The sequence below is a fragment of the Sphingopyxis sp. genome, assembly GCF_016463645.1.
In the GTDB taxonomy this organism is placed as follows: domain Bacteria; phylum Pseudomonadota; class Alphaproteobacteria; order Sphingomonadales; family Sphingomonadaceae; genus Sphingopyxis.
This window is the reverse complement of the sequence record NZ_JAEMQX010000084.1, coordinates 1-16,351: the sequence shown is the minus strand read 5'-3', so window position 1 is coordinate 16,351 and position 16,351 is coordinate 1. Positions and strand designations below refer to the sequence as shown.

At 67.1% G+C, this 16,351-nt stretch carries 19 protein-coding genes; 10 read left to right on the top strand and 9 right to left on the bottom strand.

Going from position 1 to position 16,351, the window contains the following annotated elements; genetic code table 11:
* Window positions 1-201: 201 nt before the first annotated feature.
* On the top strand, window positions 202-1,377 hold the full coding sequence (locus tag JHC57_RS15580) for a PQQ-dependent sugar dehydrogenase (protein ID WP_294031101.1): 1,176 nt from the start codon (window positions 202-204) through the stop codon (window positions 1,375-1,377).
* A 10-nt stretch (window positions 1,378-1,387) separates the two neighbouring features.
* Window positions 1,388-2,182, top strand: coding sequence for an alpha/beta fold hydrolase (locus JHC57_RS15575; RefSeq protein ID WP_294031099.1), 795 nt, complete (start codon window positions 1,388-1,390; stop codon window positions 2,180-2,182).
* On the opposite strand, the gene JHC57_RS15570 is transcribed toward JHC57_RS15575, so the two are convergent.
* Window positions 2,161-2,679, bottom strand: coding sequence for a GNAT family N-acetyltransferase (locus JHC57_RS15570; RefSeq protein ID WP_294031098.1), 519 nt, complete (start codon window positions 2,677-2,679; stop codon window positions 2,161-2,163). The two genes, JHC57_RS15575 and JHC57_RS15570, sit on opposite strands and share 22 nt — an antisense overlap.
* A 251-nt stretch (window positions 2,680-2,930) precedes the next feature.
* On the opposite strand from JHC57_RS15570, the gene JHC57_RS15565 reads away from it, so the two are divergent.
* Window positions 2,931-3,395, top strand: a complete 465-nt coding sequence (locus JHC57_RS15565) for an Rrf2 family transcriptional regulator (RefSeq protein ID WP_294031096.1) — start codon at window positions 2,931-2,933, stop codon at window positions 3,393-3,395.
* Window positions 3,388-4,083 (top strand): class I SAM-dependent methyltransferase, encoded by a 696-nt coding sequence (locus JHC57_RS15560; protein ID WP_294031095.1) that lies wholly within the window; start codon window positions 3,388-3,390, stop codon window positions 4,081-4,083. The genes JHC57_RS15565 and JHC57_RS15560 overlap by 8 nt, the downstream gene beginning before the upstream one ends.
* A 6-nt stretch (window positions 4,084-4,089) precedes the next feature.
* Here the strand turns inward: JHC57_RS15560 and JHC57_RS15555 are convergent, their stop codons facing one another.
* The 3 genes from JHC57_RS15555 to JHC57_RS15545 all read right to left on the bottom strand — a co-directional run bounded on the left by JHC57_RS15555 (window position 4,090) and on the right by JHC57_RS15545 (window position 5,475).
* Window positions 4,090-4,518, bottom strand: coding sequence for a GFA family protein (locus JHC57_RS15555; RefSeq protein ID WP_294031093.1), 429 nt, complete (start codon window positions 4,516-4,518; stop codon window positions 4,090-4,092).
* 46 nt (window positions 4,519-4,564) lie between these two features.
* Window positions 4,565-4,975 carry a GNAT family acetyltransferase gene (locus JHC57_RS15550; protein WP_294031091.1) on the bottom strand — a complete coding sequence of 137 codons (411 nt, stop codon included), beginning with the start codon at window positions 4,973-4,975 and terminating at the stop codon, window positions 4,565-4,567.
* 71 nt (window positions 4,976-5,046) lie between these two features.
* Complete coding sequence (locus JHC57_RS15545) at window positions 5,047-5,475, bottom strand: VOC family protein (RefSeq protein WP_294031090.1); 429 nt, start codon at window positions 5,473-5,475, stop codon at window positions 5,047-5,049.
* 164 nt (window positions 5,476-5,639) lie between these two features.
* Here JHC57_RS15545 and JHC57_RS15540 point away from each other — a divergent pair, with 164 nt between their 5' ends.
* Together JHC57_RS15540 and JHC57_RS15535 are read left to right on the top strand one after the other, a co-directional pair.
* Window positions 5,640-6,959 (top strand): S41 family peptidase, encoded by a 1,320-nt coding sequence (locus tag JHC57_RS15540; protein ID WP_294031088.1) that lies wholly within the window; start codon window positions 5,640-5,642, stop codon window positions 6,957-6,959.
* On the top strand, window positions 6,943-7,410 hold the full coding sequence (locus JHC57_RS15535) for a MarR family winged helix-turn-helix transcriptional regulator (protein ID WP_294031086.1): 468 nt from the start codon (window positions 6,943-6,945) through the stop codon (window positions 7,408-7,410). Before JHC57_RS15540 ends, JHC57_RS15535 begins: the two co-directional genes overlap by 17 nt.
* Here JHC57_RS15535 and JHC57_RS15530 read toward each other — a convergent pair whose 3' ends face one another.
* Genes JHC57_RS15530 through JHC57_RS15520 form a run of 3 tightly spaced genes read right to left on the bottom strand, consistent with a single transcriptional unit; the run spans window position 7,411 to window position 9,529 of the window.
* A complete protein-coding gene (locus JHC57_RS15530) occupies window positions 7,411-7,893 on the bottom strand; it encodes a GNAT family N-acetyltransferase (protein ID WP_294031085.1) in 483 nt (160 codons plus the stop codon).
* A complete protein-coding gene (locus JHC57_RS15525) occupies window positions 7,890-8,282 on the bottom strand; it encodes a thioesterase family protein (protein WP_294031084.1) in 393 nt (130 codons plus the stop codon). Before JHC57_RS15525 ends, JHC57_RS15530 begins: the two co-directional genes overlap by 4 nt.
* Window positions 8,279-9,529, bottom strand: a complete 1,251-nt coding sequence (locus JHC57_RS15520; RefSeq protein ID WP_294031083.1) for a threonine ammonia-lyase — start codon at window positions 9,527-9,529, stop codon at window positions 8,279-8,281. The genes JHC57_RS15525 and JHC57_RS15520 overlap by 4 nt, the downstream gene beginning before the upstream one ends.
* A gap of 58 nt (window positions 9,530-9,587) precedes the next feature.
* Between JHC57_RS15520 and JHC57_RS15515 the strand changes: the two genes are divergently transcribed.
* From JHC57_RS15515 to JHC57_RS15500, 4 genes are read left to right on the top strand one after another with little or no spacing between them, the layout of a single operon-like run.
* Entirely contained in the window at window positions 9,588-10,466 is an 879-nt protein-coding gene (locus JHC57_RS15515) for an NAD(P)-dependent oxidoreductase (protein WP_294031081.1), read from the top strand.
* Complete coding sequence (locus JHC57_RS15510) at window positions 10,463-12,127, top strand: amidohydrolase (RefSeq protein ID WP_294031079.1); 1,665 nt, start codon at window positions 10,463-10,465, stop codon at window positions 12,125-12,127. The genes JHC57_RS15515 and JHC57_RS15510 overlap by 4 nt, the downstream gene beginning before the upstream one ends.
* Window positions 12,117-13,388 (top strand): FAD-dependent oxidoreductase, encoded by a 1,272-nt coding sequence (locus JHC57_RS15505; protein ID WP_294031078.1) that lies wholly within the window; start codon window positions 12,117-12,119, stop codon window positions 13,386-13,388. Before JHC57_RS15510 ends, JHC57_RS15505 begins: the two co-directional genes overlap by 11 nt.
* Window positions 13,389-13,409: 21 nt before the next feature.
* On the top strand, window positions 13,410-14,558 hold the full coding sequence (locus tag JHC57_RS15500) for an alpha-hydroxy acid oxidase (protein ID WP_294031077.1): 1,149 nt from the start codon (window positions 13,410-13,412) through the stop codon (window positions 14,556-14,558).
* Window positions 14,559-14,595: 37 nt separating this feature from the next.
* Here the strand turns inward: JHC57_RS15500 and creD are convergent, their stop codons facing one another.
* Together creD and JHC57_RS15490 are read right to left on the bottom strand one after the other, a co-directional pair.
* Entirely contained in the window at window positions 14,596-16,056 is a 1,461-nt protein-coding gene (gene creD / locus JHC57_RS15495) for a cell envelope integrity protein CreD (protein WP_294031076.1), read from the bottom strand.
* A gap of 164 nt (window positions 16,057-16,220) precedes the next feature.
* Window positions 16,221-16,331 carry a TorF family putative porin gene (locus tag JHC57_RS15490; protein ID WP_294031102.1) on the bottom strand — a complete coding sequence of 37 codons (111 nt, stop codon included), beginning with the start codon at window positions 16,329-16,331 and terminating at the stop codon, window positions 16,221-16,223.
* Window positions 16,332-16,351 lie beyond the last annotated feature (20 nt).

Below are 16,351 nucleotides of genomic sequence, written 5' to 3'. Positions count from 1 at the left end.
TCATGAACAGCGGCCAGTTCTCGCAGAAGCGCGCCGATGCGCCGCCGTCGAGCGAGGCGGTCGACGCGATCATGGACAGCGTCGAGACGATCACCGCGCGGCGCGAGGCGGCGAACCGCTGACCGCTGCCAAAGCCCTCTCGACTTTGCGACGCGCCGCCGCCAGAACGGGGTGTCTTCCTCAGCAAAGCGAGCCTCCCCGATGAAAAATCTGCCGCCCCTCGCCCTGATCGCCGCGCTCGCCGTCGCCGCCTGCTCGGCGCCCGCCACGACCGAAGCCGCCCCCGCCGACACCGCGAAGCTCGACGCCTCGGGTGCGCAGCCCGCGACCCCGCTCGCCAACGCCCCGTTCACGGTCACGGAGATCGCGAGCTTCAACGAACCCTGGGCAATGACTTTCGTTCCCGGCACGCGCGCCGCGCTGATCACCGAGAAATCGGGCAAGCTCAAACTCTGGCAGGAAAACGGCCCGACGCAGGATGTCGCCGGCGTGCCGACGGTTGCCTACGGCGGACAGGGCGGTTTCGGCGACGTGATCGTCGCCCCCGACTTCGCGACGAGCGGAACCGTCTATCTGAGCTGGGCCGAAGCCGGCGGTGGCGACACCTTCGGCGCCGTCGTCGCGAAGGCGAAGCTGGTGCAGGGCGCCGCGCCGCGCCTCGAAGGCCTGCAGATCATCTGGAAGCAGGATCCGAAAGTTCCCGGCCGCGGCCATTTCTCGCACCGCCTCGCCTTCTCGCCCGACGGCAAATATCTGTTCATCGGGTCGGGCGAGCGGCAGAAGTTCGATCCGGCGCAGGACATGAAGGCCAATCTCGGAAAGATTCTTCGCCTGAACCCCGACGGCAGCGTCCCCGCCGACAATCCCTTTGCCGATCAGGGCGGCGTCACCGCGCAAATCTGGTCGCTCGGCCACCGCAACATCCTGGGGCTCGCCTTCGATGCGACCGGCAAGCTGTGGAACCAGGAAATGGGACCGAAGGGCGGCGACGAGGTCAATCTGGTCGAAGCGAAGGCGAATTACGGCTATCCGATCGTGTCGAACGGAGACCATTACGACGGCAAGGACATTCCCGACCATCCGACGCGGCCCGAGTTCGCCGCGCCGAAACTATGGTGGAATCCGTCGGTCTCGCCCGCGGGCCTCGCCTTCTACAATGGCGATCTCTATCCGGGCTGGAAGAACAGCCTGCTGATGGGCGCGCTGTCGGGCGAGGGGCTGCTCCGCATGCAGATCGACGGCGACGCGCTCCACAAATCCGACCGCTGGGATTTCGGCCGGCGTATCCGCGAGGTCGAGGTGCGCGACGACGGCTCGGTCTGGCTGCTCACCGACGGCGAGGACGGCAAGCTGGTGAAACTCGTCCCGAAAAGGTAAAGGCGGCCGCATGTTCCGCGGCTTCCTCACCCGGCGCGCCGAATGGCCCGCGCGCATTCCCGATCCCGACGCGCTGCCGCCGCTGACCCTGCTGTGGCGCGAGATCGGGTCGCTGGCGCGCGCGATCGGCGGCCGCATCCGCCCGATGCCGCCCGAACCCAATCCCGACAGCGAGCATCCGCCGGTGATGGTGCTGCCGGGCTTCCTGTCGGGCGACTGGGCGACGAAGGGCCTGCGCGCCGACCTCCGCCGTGCGGGGTTCCGCTGCTATGCGTGGGGCCTCGGCTTCAACCGCGGCGCGACCGCCGACATCATCGATCGCATCGACACCCGCGTCCAGTGGATCATCGACCGCACCGGCTATGCGCCCGCGCTCGTCGGCTGGAGTCTGGGCGGCATCTATGCGCGCGAATATGCGAAGCACCACCCGGGCAAGGTCGCGCGCGTCGTGACGCTGGGTTCGCCCTTCTCGGGCAGTCGCCGCGCCAACCGCGCGTGGCGCCTCTATCACCTGATCGCGCGCCACCCGGTCGACAATCCGCCGATCGACTTCCACCCCGCGCCGCGCCCCGAAATGCCAACCTTCGCGCTCTGGTCGAAGCATGACGGCGTCGTCGCGGTCAGCAGCGCGCGCGGGCTTCCGCACGAAAGCGACCGGCAGGTCGAGGTCGAGTGCGGCCATATGGGCTTCGCCTACGCCCCCACCTCGGTCGCCGCGATCGTCAAGGCATTGACCGAAGAGGTCGGGGGCGAAGAAGCGGGCGCCGGAGAGGATGTTCCCGCTCAGCAGACATCGATGCGATAGGCCGGCGCCGCGCGCCACGCCATCAGCATCCGGCCGGGCCGCTTGCCCGCCCGCCCCGTCGACACGAAGCCGATCCGCCGCAGCAGCGCGCGCGACCGCTCGTTGTCGGGGTGGCATTCGGCGACGATCGCTGCGCCCGGCCGCGACGCGGCGAGCGCCTCGACCACCGCGCGCACCGCCTCGGTCGCGATCCCCTTGCCGCGCACGCGTGCCGCGAACCAGTAACCGATCTCATATTCGCCGCCGGGGCGGCGATGGACGCCGATCACGCCGTTGAGGTCGAGGTCGCTTTCATCGCGCACCGCGTGGAACACGTCGCCGCCGCCCGATCGCGCGATCAGCGCACGCGCGTCGGCCTCGGTGAAAGGCGCGGGCAGGAAATGCACCCGCGAGGTCACCGTCTCGTCGGTGATCGCGGCGAGCGCACGCGCATCGTCGGCGAAAAGCGGCGTGATGCGGCAATGGTCGGTCGACAGGGCAAGCAAGGTATCGGTCATGTCGCGTCTTCTTCAAAAGCGCGCGCCGCGACCGGGGTTTCTGGTGTGATGATGTGATGACAACCATTCGCCTTCCGGACACGGCGGCGATGGTCACAGGTGATGCCATGCCGCTCCTATGTAAAGGAGCGCCAATACGCCTTGAATCGGGTGGATCGGTCGTTGGTCATCGGCGCCGTGGCTAACCGCTCGGCCGCCGGCGGTCAATCCCGCGTCTTGACGATCGCGTTTCATGCACTATTTAAAGTTACATGAAACGCGACAGCCGACTCTCGGGCGTACTCCACGTCCTCCTCCATATGGCCGAGCAGGATACGCCGATGACGTCGGAGCAGCTTGCGAAGGCGATGCAGACGCATCCGGTCGTGATCCGCCGCACCCTCGGGGGCCTCCGCGATGCGGGCTTCGTCCACAGCGAAAAGGGCCATGGCGGGGGCTGGACGATCGCGAAGCCGCTCGCCGGGATCACGATGCGCGACGTCTATGACGCGATCGGACGGCCCAGCCTGATGGCGATGGGCAACCGCACCGACGCGCCCGGCTGCCTCGTCGAACAGGCGGTCAACGCCGCGCTCGACACCGGCTTTCGGGAAGCCGAGGCGCTGCTCCTCGCGCGCTTCGGCCAGGTAACGCTCGCCGAGCTCGCCGCCGATTTCCACGCGCGCATGGCCGCGCGATCCCTCTCCCCCACCCCGCAGGAGCATATCCATGACTGAAGGCGCCCGGCACTTTCTCGACAGTTTCAGGGATCCCGAAGCCGTCGCCCGCTACACCGAAGGGCCGCGTCGTTTCGTCCCCGGCCTCGACGGCCTCCATCGCATGACCGGGCTTCTGCTCGCCGAGCGCGTTCCCGACGACGCCCATATCCTCGTCCTCGGCGCGGGCGGCGGCAGCGAAATGAAAGCGATGGCCGAGGCCCATCCGGGCTGGCGCTTCACCGGCGTCGATCCCGCGGGGCCGATGCTCGATCTCGCGGCGAAGGTCATGGGGGCGAACGCGCATCGCGCCGATCTCGTCGAAGGCTATATCGACGACGCTCCGGCAGGCCCGTTCGACGGCGCGACCTGCCTGCTCACGCTCCATTTCCTCGATCCCGACGAACGCATCCGCACCGCCGCCGAAATCCGCAAACGCCTGAAACCCGGCGCGCCCTTCGTCGCCGCGCACGGCAGCTTTCCGCAAGGCACGGGCGAGCGCGACCGCTGGCTCGACCGCTACGCCGCCTATGCCATTGCCTCGGGCGGCGATCCCGAGCAGGTCGCGAAGGGCCGCGAAGCCGTCGCGACGCATGTCGCGATGCTCAGCCCCGAAGCCGACGAGGAGGTGCTGCGCGCCGCGGGCTTCACGGGCGTCGAGCAATTCTATGCCGCCTTCACCTGGCGCGGCTGGGTGGGCTACGCCTGACGGCCTTCAATCGGCTGGCTGGCGCGGCGGAGGGTTCAGCTCATATTGCGCGATGCTGTCGGGAAGGCTCAGCCAGCGATGCTTGTCGCGCGTCCACACCGATTGTTCGGGCGCCGGGAAAGCGGGGTCGGCAAAGGCGCCGGCCGCGACGCCGACAAGCTCGGGCATGCGCGCGGGTTCCCAGAACAGGTTCGATCCGCAGCGGGGGCAGAAATGGAATTCGACCGGCTGGCCGCTGGCCGATGGTCTTTCGAAACTCGCCGGGTCGCCGCGTTCGACGCGGACAGAGTCGCGCCGGTAAAATACCGCGATGCTGAATGCGCTTCCGGTGCGGCGCTGGCATTCGAGGCAGTGGCACAAGGAGATTTTGCGCGGTTCGCCGCTGCAGACCAGCGCCAGCTCGCCGCAGTGGCATGTCGCCGTTCGTGATATCATGGACGAAACTCCCGCTATCCCGGCCTGCCGCGTGGAAACGCGATGGTCAGAGTCGCTTGCCGAGGCTTACGCGCTCTTCGACGGCATAGCCCAGACGTTCATAAAAGCCGACGACGGCGCCATTCGTCGCCCGGACCTGCAGATTGACCTTCGCGCAGCCCAGCGCAAGCAGCGCGGTTTCGGCGTGCCGCACCAGCGCCGTCCCGACACCGCCGCGCCGGGCCTCCCGGCCGACCGCGACCGAATAGAGCCAGCCGCGATGTCCGTCATATCCGGCCATGACCGATCCGATCACGCCGCCGTCATCGACCGCCACGAACAACAGTCCGGGTTGAAAGCCCAGCTTTTCGGGGATCGCCCGTTCGGCGCGGTTCCACGGGGGATCCTCGGGAAACGCCTCGGCCCAAAGGGCTTTCACTCCCTCGAAATCGGCCGTTTCATAGGTTCGAATATCCACCGCCCGCGCGCCTTTGCCATACACATCGCCGGTATAGTTCCCCGAAATCGGCGGGCGGGCAATAGCGCAACCTAGAAACGCACCTCCACCGACGCCGCGCTCCGCCGATGCTCGCCATGATGGACCGCCTCGATATTGTTGCCGTCGGGGTCGAGCAGAAAGGCGGCATAATAGCCGGGATGATAGGGCCGCTCGCCCGGCGCGCCGTTATCGCGCCCGCCCGCGGCGAGGCCCGCCTTGTGGAAGGCATCGACCGCCGCGCGATCCGCCGCCTGAAACGCCAGATGGTGGCGCCCCGTCAGCGTGCCGAGTGCCGCCTCGCTGTCCTTCGTCGACACGAACAATTCGTCGGCCCAGAAATAATCGGCCTCCTCGCCGCCGATCGGCACGCCCAGCACGTCGAAGATCGCGCCGTAAAATGCCCGGCTCGCCTTCAGGTCGGCGACCACGAGCTGGATATGATCGATCAACCGGCCGCGGTGCAGCAATTGCGTTTCCATCGGTGCCTCCTCTCGCGCCGCCCCCGGTGCATCGGGAAACCCGCGTGCCGCGCCGATGGTTCCGGTTTTCCCCGCGCGATCCCGCAGTTCCCGGCTTGCGTCGATGATTCATACAATATATTGCGCAATATATTGTATGAATCGGGTCGGAGGCAGATAAGCGGATGAATATCAGGCATTGGGCGGCCATATTGACGGCCGCGACCGCTTCGCTGACGACCGTCGCCCTGGCACAGGAGCGCCCGCTCGCCGCCGCCGAAAAACGCGCCGTGGTCGAACAGCTGGGCGCGACGCTCGAAGCGAATTATGTTTTCCCCGACAAGGCGAAGATCATCGCGGCGGCGCTGCGCGGTCACCTCGACGCCGGCGATTATGATGCCGCGCCCGACCGGCGTACGCTCGCGCGCGCGCTCACCGACGATCTGATCGCCGCGAGCAACGATCTGCATTTCGCGGTCGGGGTCGACCCCGAATGGGTCGCCGGCCATGCGGCGCGGCAGGATCCCGCCCGCGCCGCCGCGCTTCGTGACGAAGAGCGCCGCGACGAGGCCCGGCAGAATTTCGGTTTCGCGGGCCTTCGCTATCTCGGGGGCAATATCGCCTATGTCGACCTCGCGCATTTCGCCGACCCCGAACTCGGCTACGACGCCGCGGCGGCGGCGATGCGCTTCATCGAGAATGGCGACGCGGTGATCTATGACCTGCGCTACAATAACGGCGGTCATCTGGAGATGGCGCAGCTGCTCCTGAGCCAGCTCTTCCCGGGCGACCGGGATCAGGAGCTGTTCGACTATGATTATGCGCTCGACGGCCGCCGCGTCGAACGCGGCCAATGGGTGCTCCCCGCGCTCCCCGCGAAGCGCCTGACCGGGAAACCGGTCTATGTCCTCACCGGCTCGACCAGCTTCTCGGCCGCCGAATGGTTCGCCTACACGCTGAAGAAACTGGGACGCGCGACGCTGGTCGGCGAGCGCACCGCGGGCGGCGCGCATCCGGTCGACCGCAAGCCCGTCGGCACCGACTTTTTCGTGCAGGTGCCGATCGGCCAGATCCGCGACCCCGTCGACCGCGGCGATTTCGAGGGACAGGGCGTCACGCCCGATCACCCGGTCGCGTCCGCCGACGCGCTCGGCTTCGCGCACCGCCTCGCGCTCGCCGATCTCGCGAAGGCCGATCCGGCGAAACGCGGCGATGCCGACTGGATCGCGCCGATGCTGGCGCCGCGATCACAGCCATCCGCCGCCGCACTCGCGGCGATCGCCGGCCGCTACGAAGGACGCCGCATAGACCTCGTCGGCGGCAAATTGCTCTACACCTGGCGCGAGCGTTTCCGCCTCGCGCTCGAGCCGCTCGGCGGCGACCTGCTTGCGATCGAGGGGACGCGCGACTTCCGCTTCCGTATCGCGCGCAATGGCGGCAAGATCGTCGCGCTCGAACGCATCAACCGCGACGGAACGATCCAGACCTATGCCCGGCTCGACTGACCTCGACGACATCACCTTCCTCGGCCGCCTCAGCGAAGCGCTGAGCCAGCGGATCGAGGAACAGACGCGTCCGCTGTTCGACGAAGCCGGCATCACCATCCCCGTGCGGTCCTGCTCATTGCTCACCGCACTCGGCGAGGCCGGCGAAGCCTCGGCGGCCGAGCTTGCCCGCGCGCTCGGCCAGTCGCACCAGCTCGTCGTCCAGAAATGCCCCGCACTGCTCCGTCTCGGCCTTATCACCCAGCACGCCGACCCGGCGGACGCGCGGCGCAAGATTTTCCGGCTGACCGACGCTGGCCGCGACCAATTGCACCGCCTCGATGCCTATAGTGCGCGGATTACCGAGGTCTATCGCGCGCTCTTCGAAGAGATTGGCGATGTCCATGGCGCGATATTGAAAGCGCTGAACGCGCTCGCCGACAAGCCGCTGGCCGAACGTTTCAGCGAATAGTCAGAGCGCGCGGAACATCACCAGCGCGTCCACAAAGCCCTCCACCGGATGATCGAACGCGCCCGGCAGACGGCCGACCACGTCGAACCCCAGCGACTGCCACAGCCGGGCCGCGCGGACATTGCTGCTGACGACGAAGTTGAACTGCATCGCGCGAAAGCCCCGCGCCTTGGCATGATCGATCGAGTGCAGACCCATCGCACGCGCCACCCCGCGCCCGGTCGCGTTCGCGCCGGTCACATAGCCCGCGTTGCCGACATGCGCCCCGCCGCCCGTCTGGTTGGCGCGCAGATAATAGGTACCGAGAATGGCGCCCTCCTCTTCGGCGACGAACGTCTCCTTGTCCGCCCCGAACCAGTAGGCGAGCGCCGCGCCCTCGCTCATGTCGCGCTCGAGCGTCAGCGTCTCGCCCGCACGGATCACCGGCTCGATGATCGCCCAGATGGCGGCGGCGTCCGCTTCGGTGGCGGGGCGGATATTCATTCCGAAAAGGGCGCGACGATCTCGTCCGTCACGCGCAGCGGCCGCCCGCTCGCCTTGTCGAGCAGCGCCCAGACGGTCCGCGCCCGCACATGCACCTTCCCGCCCTCGCCGGTGAATTCCATGAAGCGGTCGAACTTCGCGCCCTGCGGCCTGTCCGCGACCCACGTCCGCGCGATCACCGTCTCGCCGGGGCCGAGCGCGCGCAGATAATCGATCTCGTGCCGCACCACGACCCAGATATAGGCGTCCTTGTGGCTTTGCGGCGCCGCGGCGTCCCAATGCCCCGTCGCGACCTGCTGGATCCACTGGACCCACACCGCATTGTTGACATGACCAAGCTCGTCGATGCTCTCGGGCGTCGCCGTGAGTTCGAGCCTGAACTCCCTCATGCGAGCTCGACGGTGGTCACCATATAGCCTGCATCGCGAAGCGCCGCGACGAGGCTGTCGAGATGCTCGCGGTCGCGCGCCTCGCACTCGATATCGGTGATCAGCCCCTTGGCGGGCAACGTCGTGAAGATGCGCTGGTGATAGATTTCGATGATGTTGACCTGCTTCTCGTCGAACAGCTTCATCACCTTGAACAGCGCGCCCGGCCGGTCCTGCAGCCGGATGCGCAACCGCGCGATGCGGCCCGAGCGCGCGAGGTCGCGCAGCAACACGTTCGCCAGCAGCCGCGTGTCGATATTGCCGCCGGTCAGCACCAGCCCGACCTTGCGCCCGGCGAATTCCTCGGGATGCGCGAGCATCGCGGCGAGTCCCGCGGCGCCCGCGCCCTCGACCACCGTCTTCTCGATCTGGAGCAGCAGGCTGACCGCGCGCTCCAGATGGCGCTCGGCCACCAGCACGATATCGTCGTTGAGCTCGGCGACGAGCTTGCGCGTATAGCCGCCGGGCTCCTTCACCGCGATGCCCTCGGCCAGCGTGTCGCCCTCGCACGCCATGTCGACGCCGTTGAGTTCGGCGTACATCGAAGGATAAAGCTCGGCCTGCACCCCGACGAGGCGCATGTCGTTCTTGATCCCGCGCGCCGCGGTGCCCATGCCCGCGAGCAGCCCGCCGCCGCCGATCGGCACGATCAGCGTGTCGAGTTCGGGCACATCCTCGAGCATTTCGAGCGCCACCGTCCCCTGCCCCGCCGCGACATGCGGATGGTCAAACGGATGGACGAAGGTCAGCCCGCGCTCCTTTTCGAGCACGCGCGCATGCGCATAGGCATCGTCAAAGGTCTCGCCGTGCAGCACGATCGTCGCGCCATGGCTCGCGGTCTGCGACACCTTCACCTGCGGCGTGGTGCTCGGCATCACGATCGTCACCGGTACGCCGAGGCGCTTGCCATGATAGGCAAGGCCCTGCGCATGATTGCCCGCCGACGCTGCGATCGCGCCGCGCGCCTTCGCCTCGTCGCTCAGCAGCAGCAGCGCGTTCAATGCGCCGCGTTCCTTGTACGCCGCGGTGAACTGGAGATTCTCGAACTTCAGCCACACTTCGGCGCCGACCAGCTCGGACAGGGTTTGCGAATGGAGCGTCGGTGTGCGCACAACCGCGCCGTTAATTCGCCCCGCCGCCGCGCGCACATCGTCCAATGTGATCGCCGGAAAATCGGCGGCGGGCGTCAGGGTGAGTTGATCTGTCATAGGGGAAGCGCCCTAGCCTATCTGGCGCGCCGCGCAAACCATGGTTATGGACTCGGCCATGAGCGAACAGAAATTGCGCATCACCTTCATCGGCACCGGCGTCATGGGCGGACCGATGGCGGGCCACCTCGTCAAGGCAGGCCATCACCTCACCGTCTACAATCGCACCCGCGCCAAGGCCGACGCGTGGGTGGCGCAGCACGGCGGCACGGCGGCATCGACCCCGGCCGGGGCGGCGGAGGGCGCCGATGTCGTCCTCACCTGCGTCGGCAACGACGACGATCTGGCGCAGGTCACACTCGGCCGCGACGGCGCGTTCAAGGCGATGGAAAAGGGCGCGCTGTTCATCGATCACACGACCGTTTCGGCGCGAATCGCGCGCCAGCTCTCGGTCGAGGCCGAAGGGCTCGGCCTCCTCTGCCTCGACGCCCCCGTCTCGGGCGGCGAAGCGGGCGCCCAGAACGGCACGCTCTCGATCATGTGCGGCGGCAGTCAGGCCGCGTTCGACGCGGCGGCGCCCGTGATGCAGGCCTATGCCGCGCGTATGGTGCATATCGGAGGCCCCGGCGCGGGCCAGACGACCAAGATGGTCAACCAGATCGCGATCGCCGGCGTGGTTCAGGGCCTGTCCGAAGCGTTGCGCTTCGCACAGGCATCGAAGCTCGACACCGACAAGGTGTTTGAAGCCGTCTCGGGCGGCGCCGCCGCGAGCTGGCAGATGCTCAACCGCTGGGGCACGATGGCGAAGGATGAATTCGACTTCGGTTTCGCGGTCGACTGGATGCGCAAGGATCTCGGCCTCGCGCTCGACGAAGCGCGCGTCAACGGCGCGACGCTCCCCGTCGCCAGCCTCGTCGATCAATTCTATGCCGATGTGCAAAAGGCCGGCGGCGGGCGAAAGGACACCAGCTCGCTGGTGACGAGGCTCCCCAGGTGAAGCGCCTGATCCTGACCGCGCTGGCGCTCACCCTCGCCGCCCCCGCGCACGCCGACACACTGGTCGACAATGTCAACGGCATCACGCTCGACAAGGACGGCAAGCTCGTCCGCTTCACCGGGCTCGTGATCGACACGCAGGGCAAGGTGAAGCAGCTTCTCGACCGCAAGGACAAGCGCCCCGAACGCCCCGATTTCAGGGAGGACGGCAAGGGCCGCACGCTGATCCCCGGCCTGATCGACGCGCACGGCCATGTCATGGGATTGGGCTTCCAGCTCATGCTGCTCGACCTGTCGGATACGAACAGCCTGGCCGAAGCTCAGGCGGCGATCCGCAAATATGCCGCCGAAAACCCCGAAATGCCGTGGATCATCGGCTCGGGCTGGAATCAGGAGAAATGGGGCCTCGGACGCTTCCCGACCGCCGCCGACCTCGACGCCGCGGTGCCGAACCGCCCCGTCTGGCTCGAACGCGTCGACGGCCATGCCGGCTGGGCGAATACCGCGGCGATGACCGCAGCGAAGATCAGCGCCACGAGCAAGTCGCCCGAAGGCGGCCGCATCGAGATGGCGGATGGCAAGCCGAGCGGCGTTTTCGTCGACGCGGCGATGAGCCTCGTCGACAGCGCCAAGCCCAAGCCGCTCGCGCGCGACCTCGACCGCGCGCTGTATCTGGCGCAGCAGAAACTGCTTGAACAGGGCATTACGACGATTGCCGACATGGGGACGAGCATCGCCGACTGGCAGGCGTACCGCCGCGCGGGCGACAGGAAACAGCTCGCGGTGCGCATCCTCTCCTACGGCGGCGACATCGACAATATGGCGTTGATCGCCGGGCCGGAGCCGACGCCATGGCTCTACGACGACCGCCTGCGCATGGTCGGGGTGAAGCTTTATCTCGACGGCGCGCTGGGCTCGCGCGGCGCTTGGCTGAAGGCGCCGTACAGCGACGCGCCGGGGCAGAAGGGCCTGCCCTTGCTCACGCCTGCGCAGCTCCGCAACAAGATGGTCCGCGCGTCGATGGACAAGTTCCAGGTCGCGATCCACGCGATCGGCGACGCCGCCAATGCCGAGGCGCTCGATGCGATCACCGATCTCACCGCCGACCTGCCCGGCGAGCGCCGTTGGCGCATCGAACATGCGCAGATCATCGATCCGGTCGACATTCCGCGCTTCGCCACCCTCAAGGTCATCGCCTCGATGCAGCCCGTCCACCAGACGAGCGACCGCGTGATGGCCGAAGCGCGGCTCGGACCCGACCGCCTCAAGGGCGCCTATGCTTGGCGCAGCCTCCAGAATGCGGGCGCGCGCCTCGCCTTCGGCTCGGACGTCCCGGTCGAAAGCGCCAACCCTTTCCCCGGCATCGCCGCCGCCATCTCGCGCACCGATGCCAAGGGCGAGCCCTTCGGCGGCTGGCGGCCCGAGGAAGCGGTCAGCCGCGAAACCGCACTCGACGGCTTCACGCGCACTGCAGCTTATGCAGGCTTCGCCGAGGACCGCATCGGCACGCTGATGCCCGGGATGCGCGCCGATTTCCTGATCGTCGAGGCCGACCCGATGCTCGCGAGCCCCGACGAAATCCGCCGCATGACTCCGCTCGAAACATGGATCGGCGGCTATCGCTATTACAAGAAGAAGGAAGGCGCGACCGTTGGCCGATAGTCCGTCGCGGCGCGCCCTGCTCACCGGTCTTGCTGCCCTTCCTGTCGCGGCTGCGGCAAGCGCCGCGGCCGCCGAGCGCAAGGAACGCCGCTCGAAAAAGCGCAAGCCCGCCAAACCCAAAATCCAGCATGTCGATGTCGCGATCATCGGTGCGGGCGTGTTCGGCGCGTGGACCGCTTGGCATCTGCTCCGCGCCGGCAAGAGCGTGCGGTTGTTCGACGCCTATGGCGCGGGCAATGCGCGCGCCTCGTCGGGCGGGACAAGCCGCGTCATCCGCATGGGGTATGGTGCCGACACCATCTATTCGGAGATGGCGCGCGACTCGCTCGAATATTGGAAAGACCTCTCCGACAGCGCCAGCGCCCCGATCTTTCACAACACCGGCGTGCTGTGGTTCGCGCCGCAGGGCGACGCCTACACCGCGCAGTCGCTCGCCTGGCTGCAGGCGAACCGCGTCGGCCACGAACATGGCGACGTCAGCTGGCTCCAGAACAAGTACCGCCAGATCCAGTTCTATCAGGGTGAGACCGGCATCCTCGAAACCGAGGCGGGCGCGCTGATCGCTGCGCGCGGGGTGCAGGAACTGATCGCCGACGCGCAGATCGAGGTCGAGCGCGTCGTCATGCCCGCACCGCTCTTCTCGAAAAAGACAAAGCTTCACACGCTGCCCGACGGCGGCACTGCCGATCATCTCGTCTATGCCGCGGGCCCGTGGATCGCCGAACTCTTCCCGCAGCAATTGATGAACAGGATCGTCGCGACGCGGCAGGAGGTCTATCATTTCGGCGCACCGCAGGGCGATACGCGTTTCGCCCCTCCCGAATTGCCGGTGTGGGCCGACTTCAACAACGGCCGCATCGTCTATGGCATCCCCGACCTCGAAGGGGCGGGGTTCAAGATCGCGATCGACGTCCATGGTCCGACCGTCGACCCCGACACGATGGAGCGCCAGCTTTCCCCCGCGGGGATCGCCGAGGCACGCGCCTATATGCAGCGCCGCTTTCCCGGCCTCGCCACGGCACCACTGCTTGGCGGGCGCGTCTGCCAGTATGAGAACAGCTCGAACGGCGACTATCTGATCGACCGCTTTCCGGGGCAGGAGCATGTCTGGCTCGTCGGCGGCGGCTCGGGCCACGGGTTCAAGAACGGTCCCGCGGTCGGCAAGCGTGTCGCCGCGCATATCCTCGACGCGAACCTCGCGGTCGAACCGCGCTTCAGCTTCGGGGCCAAGGGAACGGTCGCGGCAAGAACCGTCTTCTGACGACGTAAAAGCGGGGCAAGCATGAAACTCACCGACTGCCACAATATCGACGACTTTCGCGCGCTCGCCAAACGCCGCCTGCCATGGCCGGTGTTCGACTATATCGACGGCGCCGCCGACGACGAAGTCACCCGCCGCCGCAATCGCGCCGCGTTCGACGATTGCGACCTCATTCCGCGCGTCCTCGCCGGGGTCGAAAGCGTGGATATGAAGACGACGCTGTTCGGGCGCGAAATCGCGATGCCGCTTTTCCTGTCGCCGACCGCGCTCCAGCGGCTCTTTCACTGGCAGGGCGAGCGCGCGGTCCTCCGCGCCGCCGCGAACGCCGGCACCGTCGCAGGCATATCGAGCCTCGCGACGATCAGCCTCGCCGAAGCGGGCGCGCTGACGAGTGGTCCCAAGCTGTTCCAGCTCTACGTCCATCATGACGAGGGGCTCAACCAGGCGATGCTCGACGCCGCCCGCGATGCCAAATTCGACGCCGTCGCGCTCACCGTCGATACGATCGTCGGCGGCAACCGCGAACGCTGCCTGCGCTCGGGCTTCACCTCGCCGCCGCGCTTCACCGCGCGCAACATGCTGAGCTACGCCGCCAAACCCGGCTGGGGGCTCAACTATATGCTCCGCGAGAAATTCAGCCTGCCCAACCTCAGGGCGCACGTCTCCGAAGGGTCGAGCGTTCCCAAATCGGTCGCCGAATATTTCACCTCGATGCTCGACCAGAGCCTCGACTGGAAACGCGCCGAGGCGATCCGCAGGAAATGGGACGGCCCCTTCTGCCTGAAGGGCATCGCCGCGGTCGAGGATGCGAAGCGCGCCGCCGATATCGGCGCGACCGCGATCATGGTGTCGAACCACGGCGGGCGCCAGCTCGACGGCAGCATCTCGCCTTTCGACGCGCTCGCCGAGATCGTCGACGCCGTGGGCGACAAGGTCGAGGTGATCTGCGACGGCGGCATCATGCGCGGGACGCATGTGCTCAAGGCGCTGTCGGTCGGCGCCAAGGCCTGTTCGGGCGGCCGCCTCTATCTCTATGCGCTCGCGGCGGCGGGGGAGGATGGCGTCGCCCGCGCGATCGCCCTTCTCCGCGCCGAGATGGAACGCGGCATGAAATTGATGGGAGCCAAAACCCTGTCGGATCTCGGCCCCCACAATCTGCGCTGGCGATAGCAAGACAGAGTGAACCCCGGCGAGAGCCGGGGTTCACTTAACCTGCGACCGGCTCCTCCTTCTTGCCGATCCCGCCCCAATCGATGCCCCGCGTCATGTACATCACTCCGGCAAGGGCGAAGAACATCAGCACCGACCCGATCAGCAGCGCATAGGCCTCGAGGTTGAGCAAGGTGTAGAGCAAGGCATAAAGCCCGATCAGCATCGCCGCGAGGAAACGCGCGCGCTTCCAGCTCTTCAGCACCGCGGCGCTGTAGAAGGTCAGCAGCCCGATGATGGCCGCCGATGCGACCATATAGGCGGGCATGAACCCGATCACCTCCGCGAACGCCAGCAACAGCACGAAGAACAGCACCAGCGCGATGCCCGTCAGCAGATATTCGGCGGCCGCCACACGCGCGCCCGCGATGATGTCGAACATCAGAAAGGCGACAAAGGTGAAGCCGATGAACAGGAAACCATATTTGATGCTGCGGTCGACCTGGCTGTAGAGGTCGACGGGCTCGATCAGGCTGATCGCAACCGCCTTCGCAGTGCCGCCCGACGCTTCGCCCGTGTTCCCGCTGCCCGCAGCCTCGACCGCCACCGGCTCCATATAGGCATCGCGCGGGCCATAGTTCGTCGTCACCGGCGGCGACAGATCGCCCGTCAGCACCTGCGCCTGCCCCAGCGCGAGGTTCGGGATCGCATAGGTCGCGGTGAAACCGCTGCCCTTCACCTCGCGCTTCGCGGGCAGGAAATCGCCACCGAAGCTCGGGTTCGGCCAGCTCGACCTCACCGTCCAGCGCGTATCGACCCCGCGCGGGATCAGCCTGAAATCGCCGAGCCCGCGCACGCCGATCCTGTAATCGACCTTCATCGGCGCCGCCGCGCTCCAGTCGACGAACGCGAAAGTGCCCGAATTGCCGGTCGAGAGCAGGCCCTTGCCGGGCTGGAGCGCAAGCGGGGTGCCGTCGACGATCAGACTGTTGCCATCGACCAGCCCGCGCGCGTCGCTGATGCCGAGACGGACTTCGGCGCGGTCGAGCATCAGCGCCTCGCGGCTGACGCCATAGCGCGCGATATCGGCGGGCAGCACGAACCCGGCGCTCCCCGCGACCTGGCTTTCATAGACGACGGTCTCGTAGATCGCCTTCTTGCGCCTCTCGGGCTTGATGACGACGTCGGCCCTGTTCGTCTGCGGCGACAGATAGAGGTTGCGGATCGTGTTCACCGTCCGCGTCACATCCTTGCCATTCTCCTGCACCGTCGTCGTTTCGGTGGCGCGATACGGGATAACGATCACCGGTCCGGCGATCGTCTGTTGCCCGCCCCAGCCCTGGCCGATCGAGGCCTGCGCGGTCTCGGCCTGCTGCTGGCGATCCCAGAGCAGGCCATAGATCATCAGGAGGGGCACCATCAGCGCGACCGCGATCAGCACCGCGATGACCAGCTTTACGCCGGGACTTCGCTCGCTACGTGCTGGCGGGACGGGAGGAACGGAAACGCTTTGAGTCATGGGGGATACTCTCCGACTGCTTCAACTGGTCGACGGATTTGCACGGTTCATCGATGCGGTCAAGCAGGTGGAGTCAAACGCCTGCGCTCGCAGCGCGCACGAAAAAGGGGGCGGCCTCCCCCGAAGCCGCCCCCTTAGCGCGTGGTCGCTGACCCGCTAGGCTGTCAGAAAGACGCGCCCAGCGTAAAGACCACGGTTGGATCGTAAAGTGTATCGAGCGCCTTGATGCCCGTCTTTTTGACATCGGTATCGATATATTGGACCGAGAAGGTCAGCGGGCCGGCGGGAACCGAAG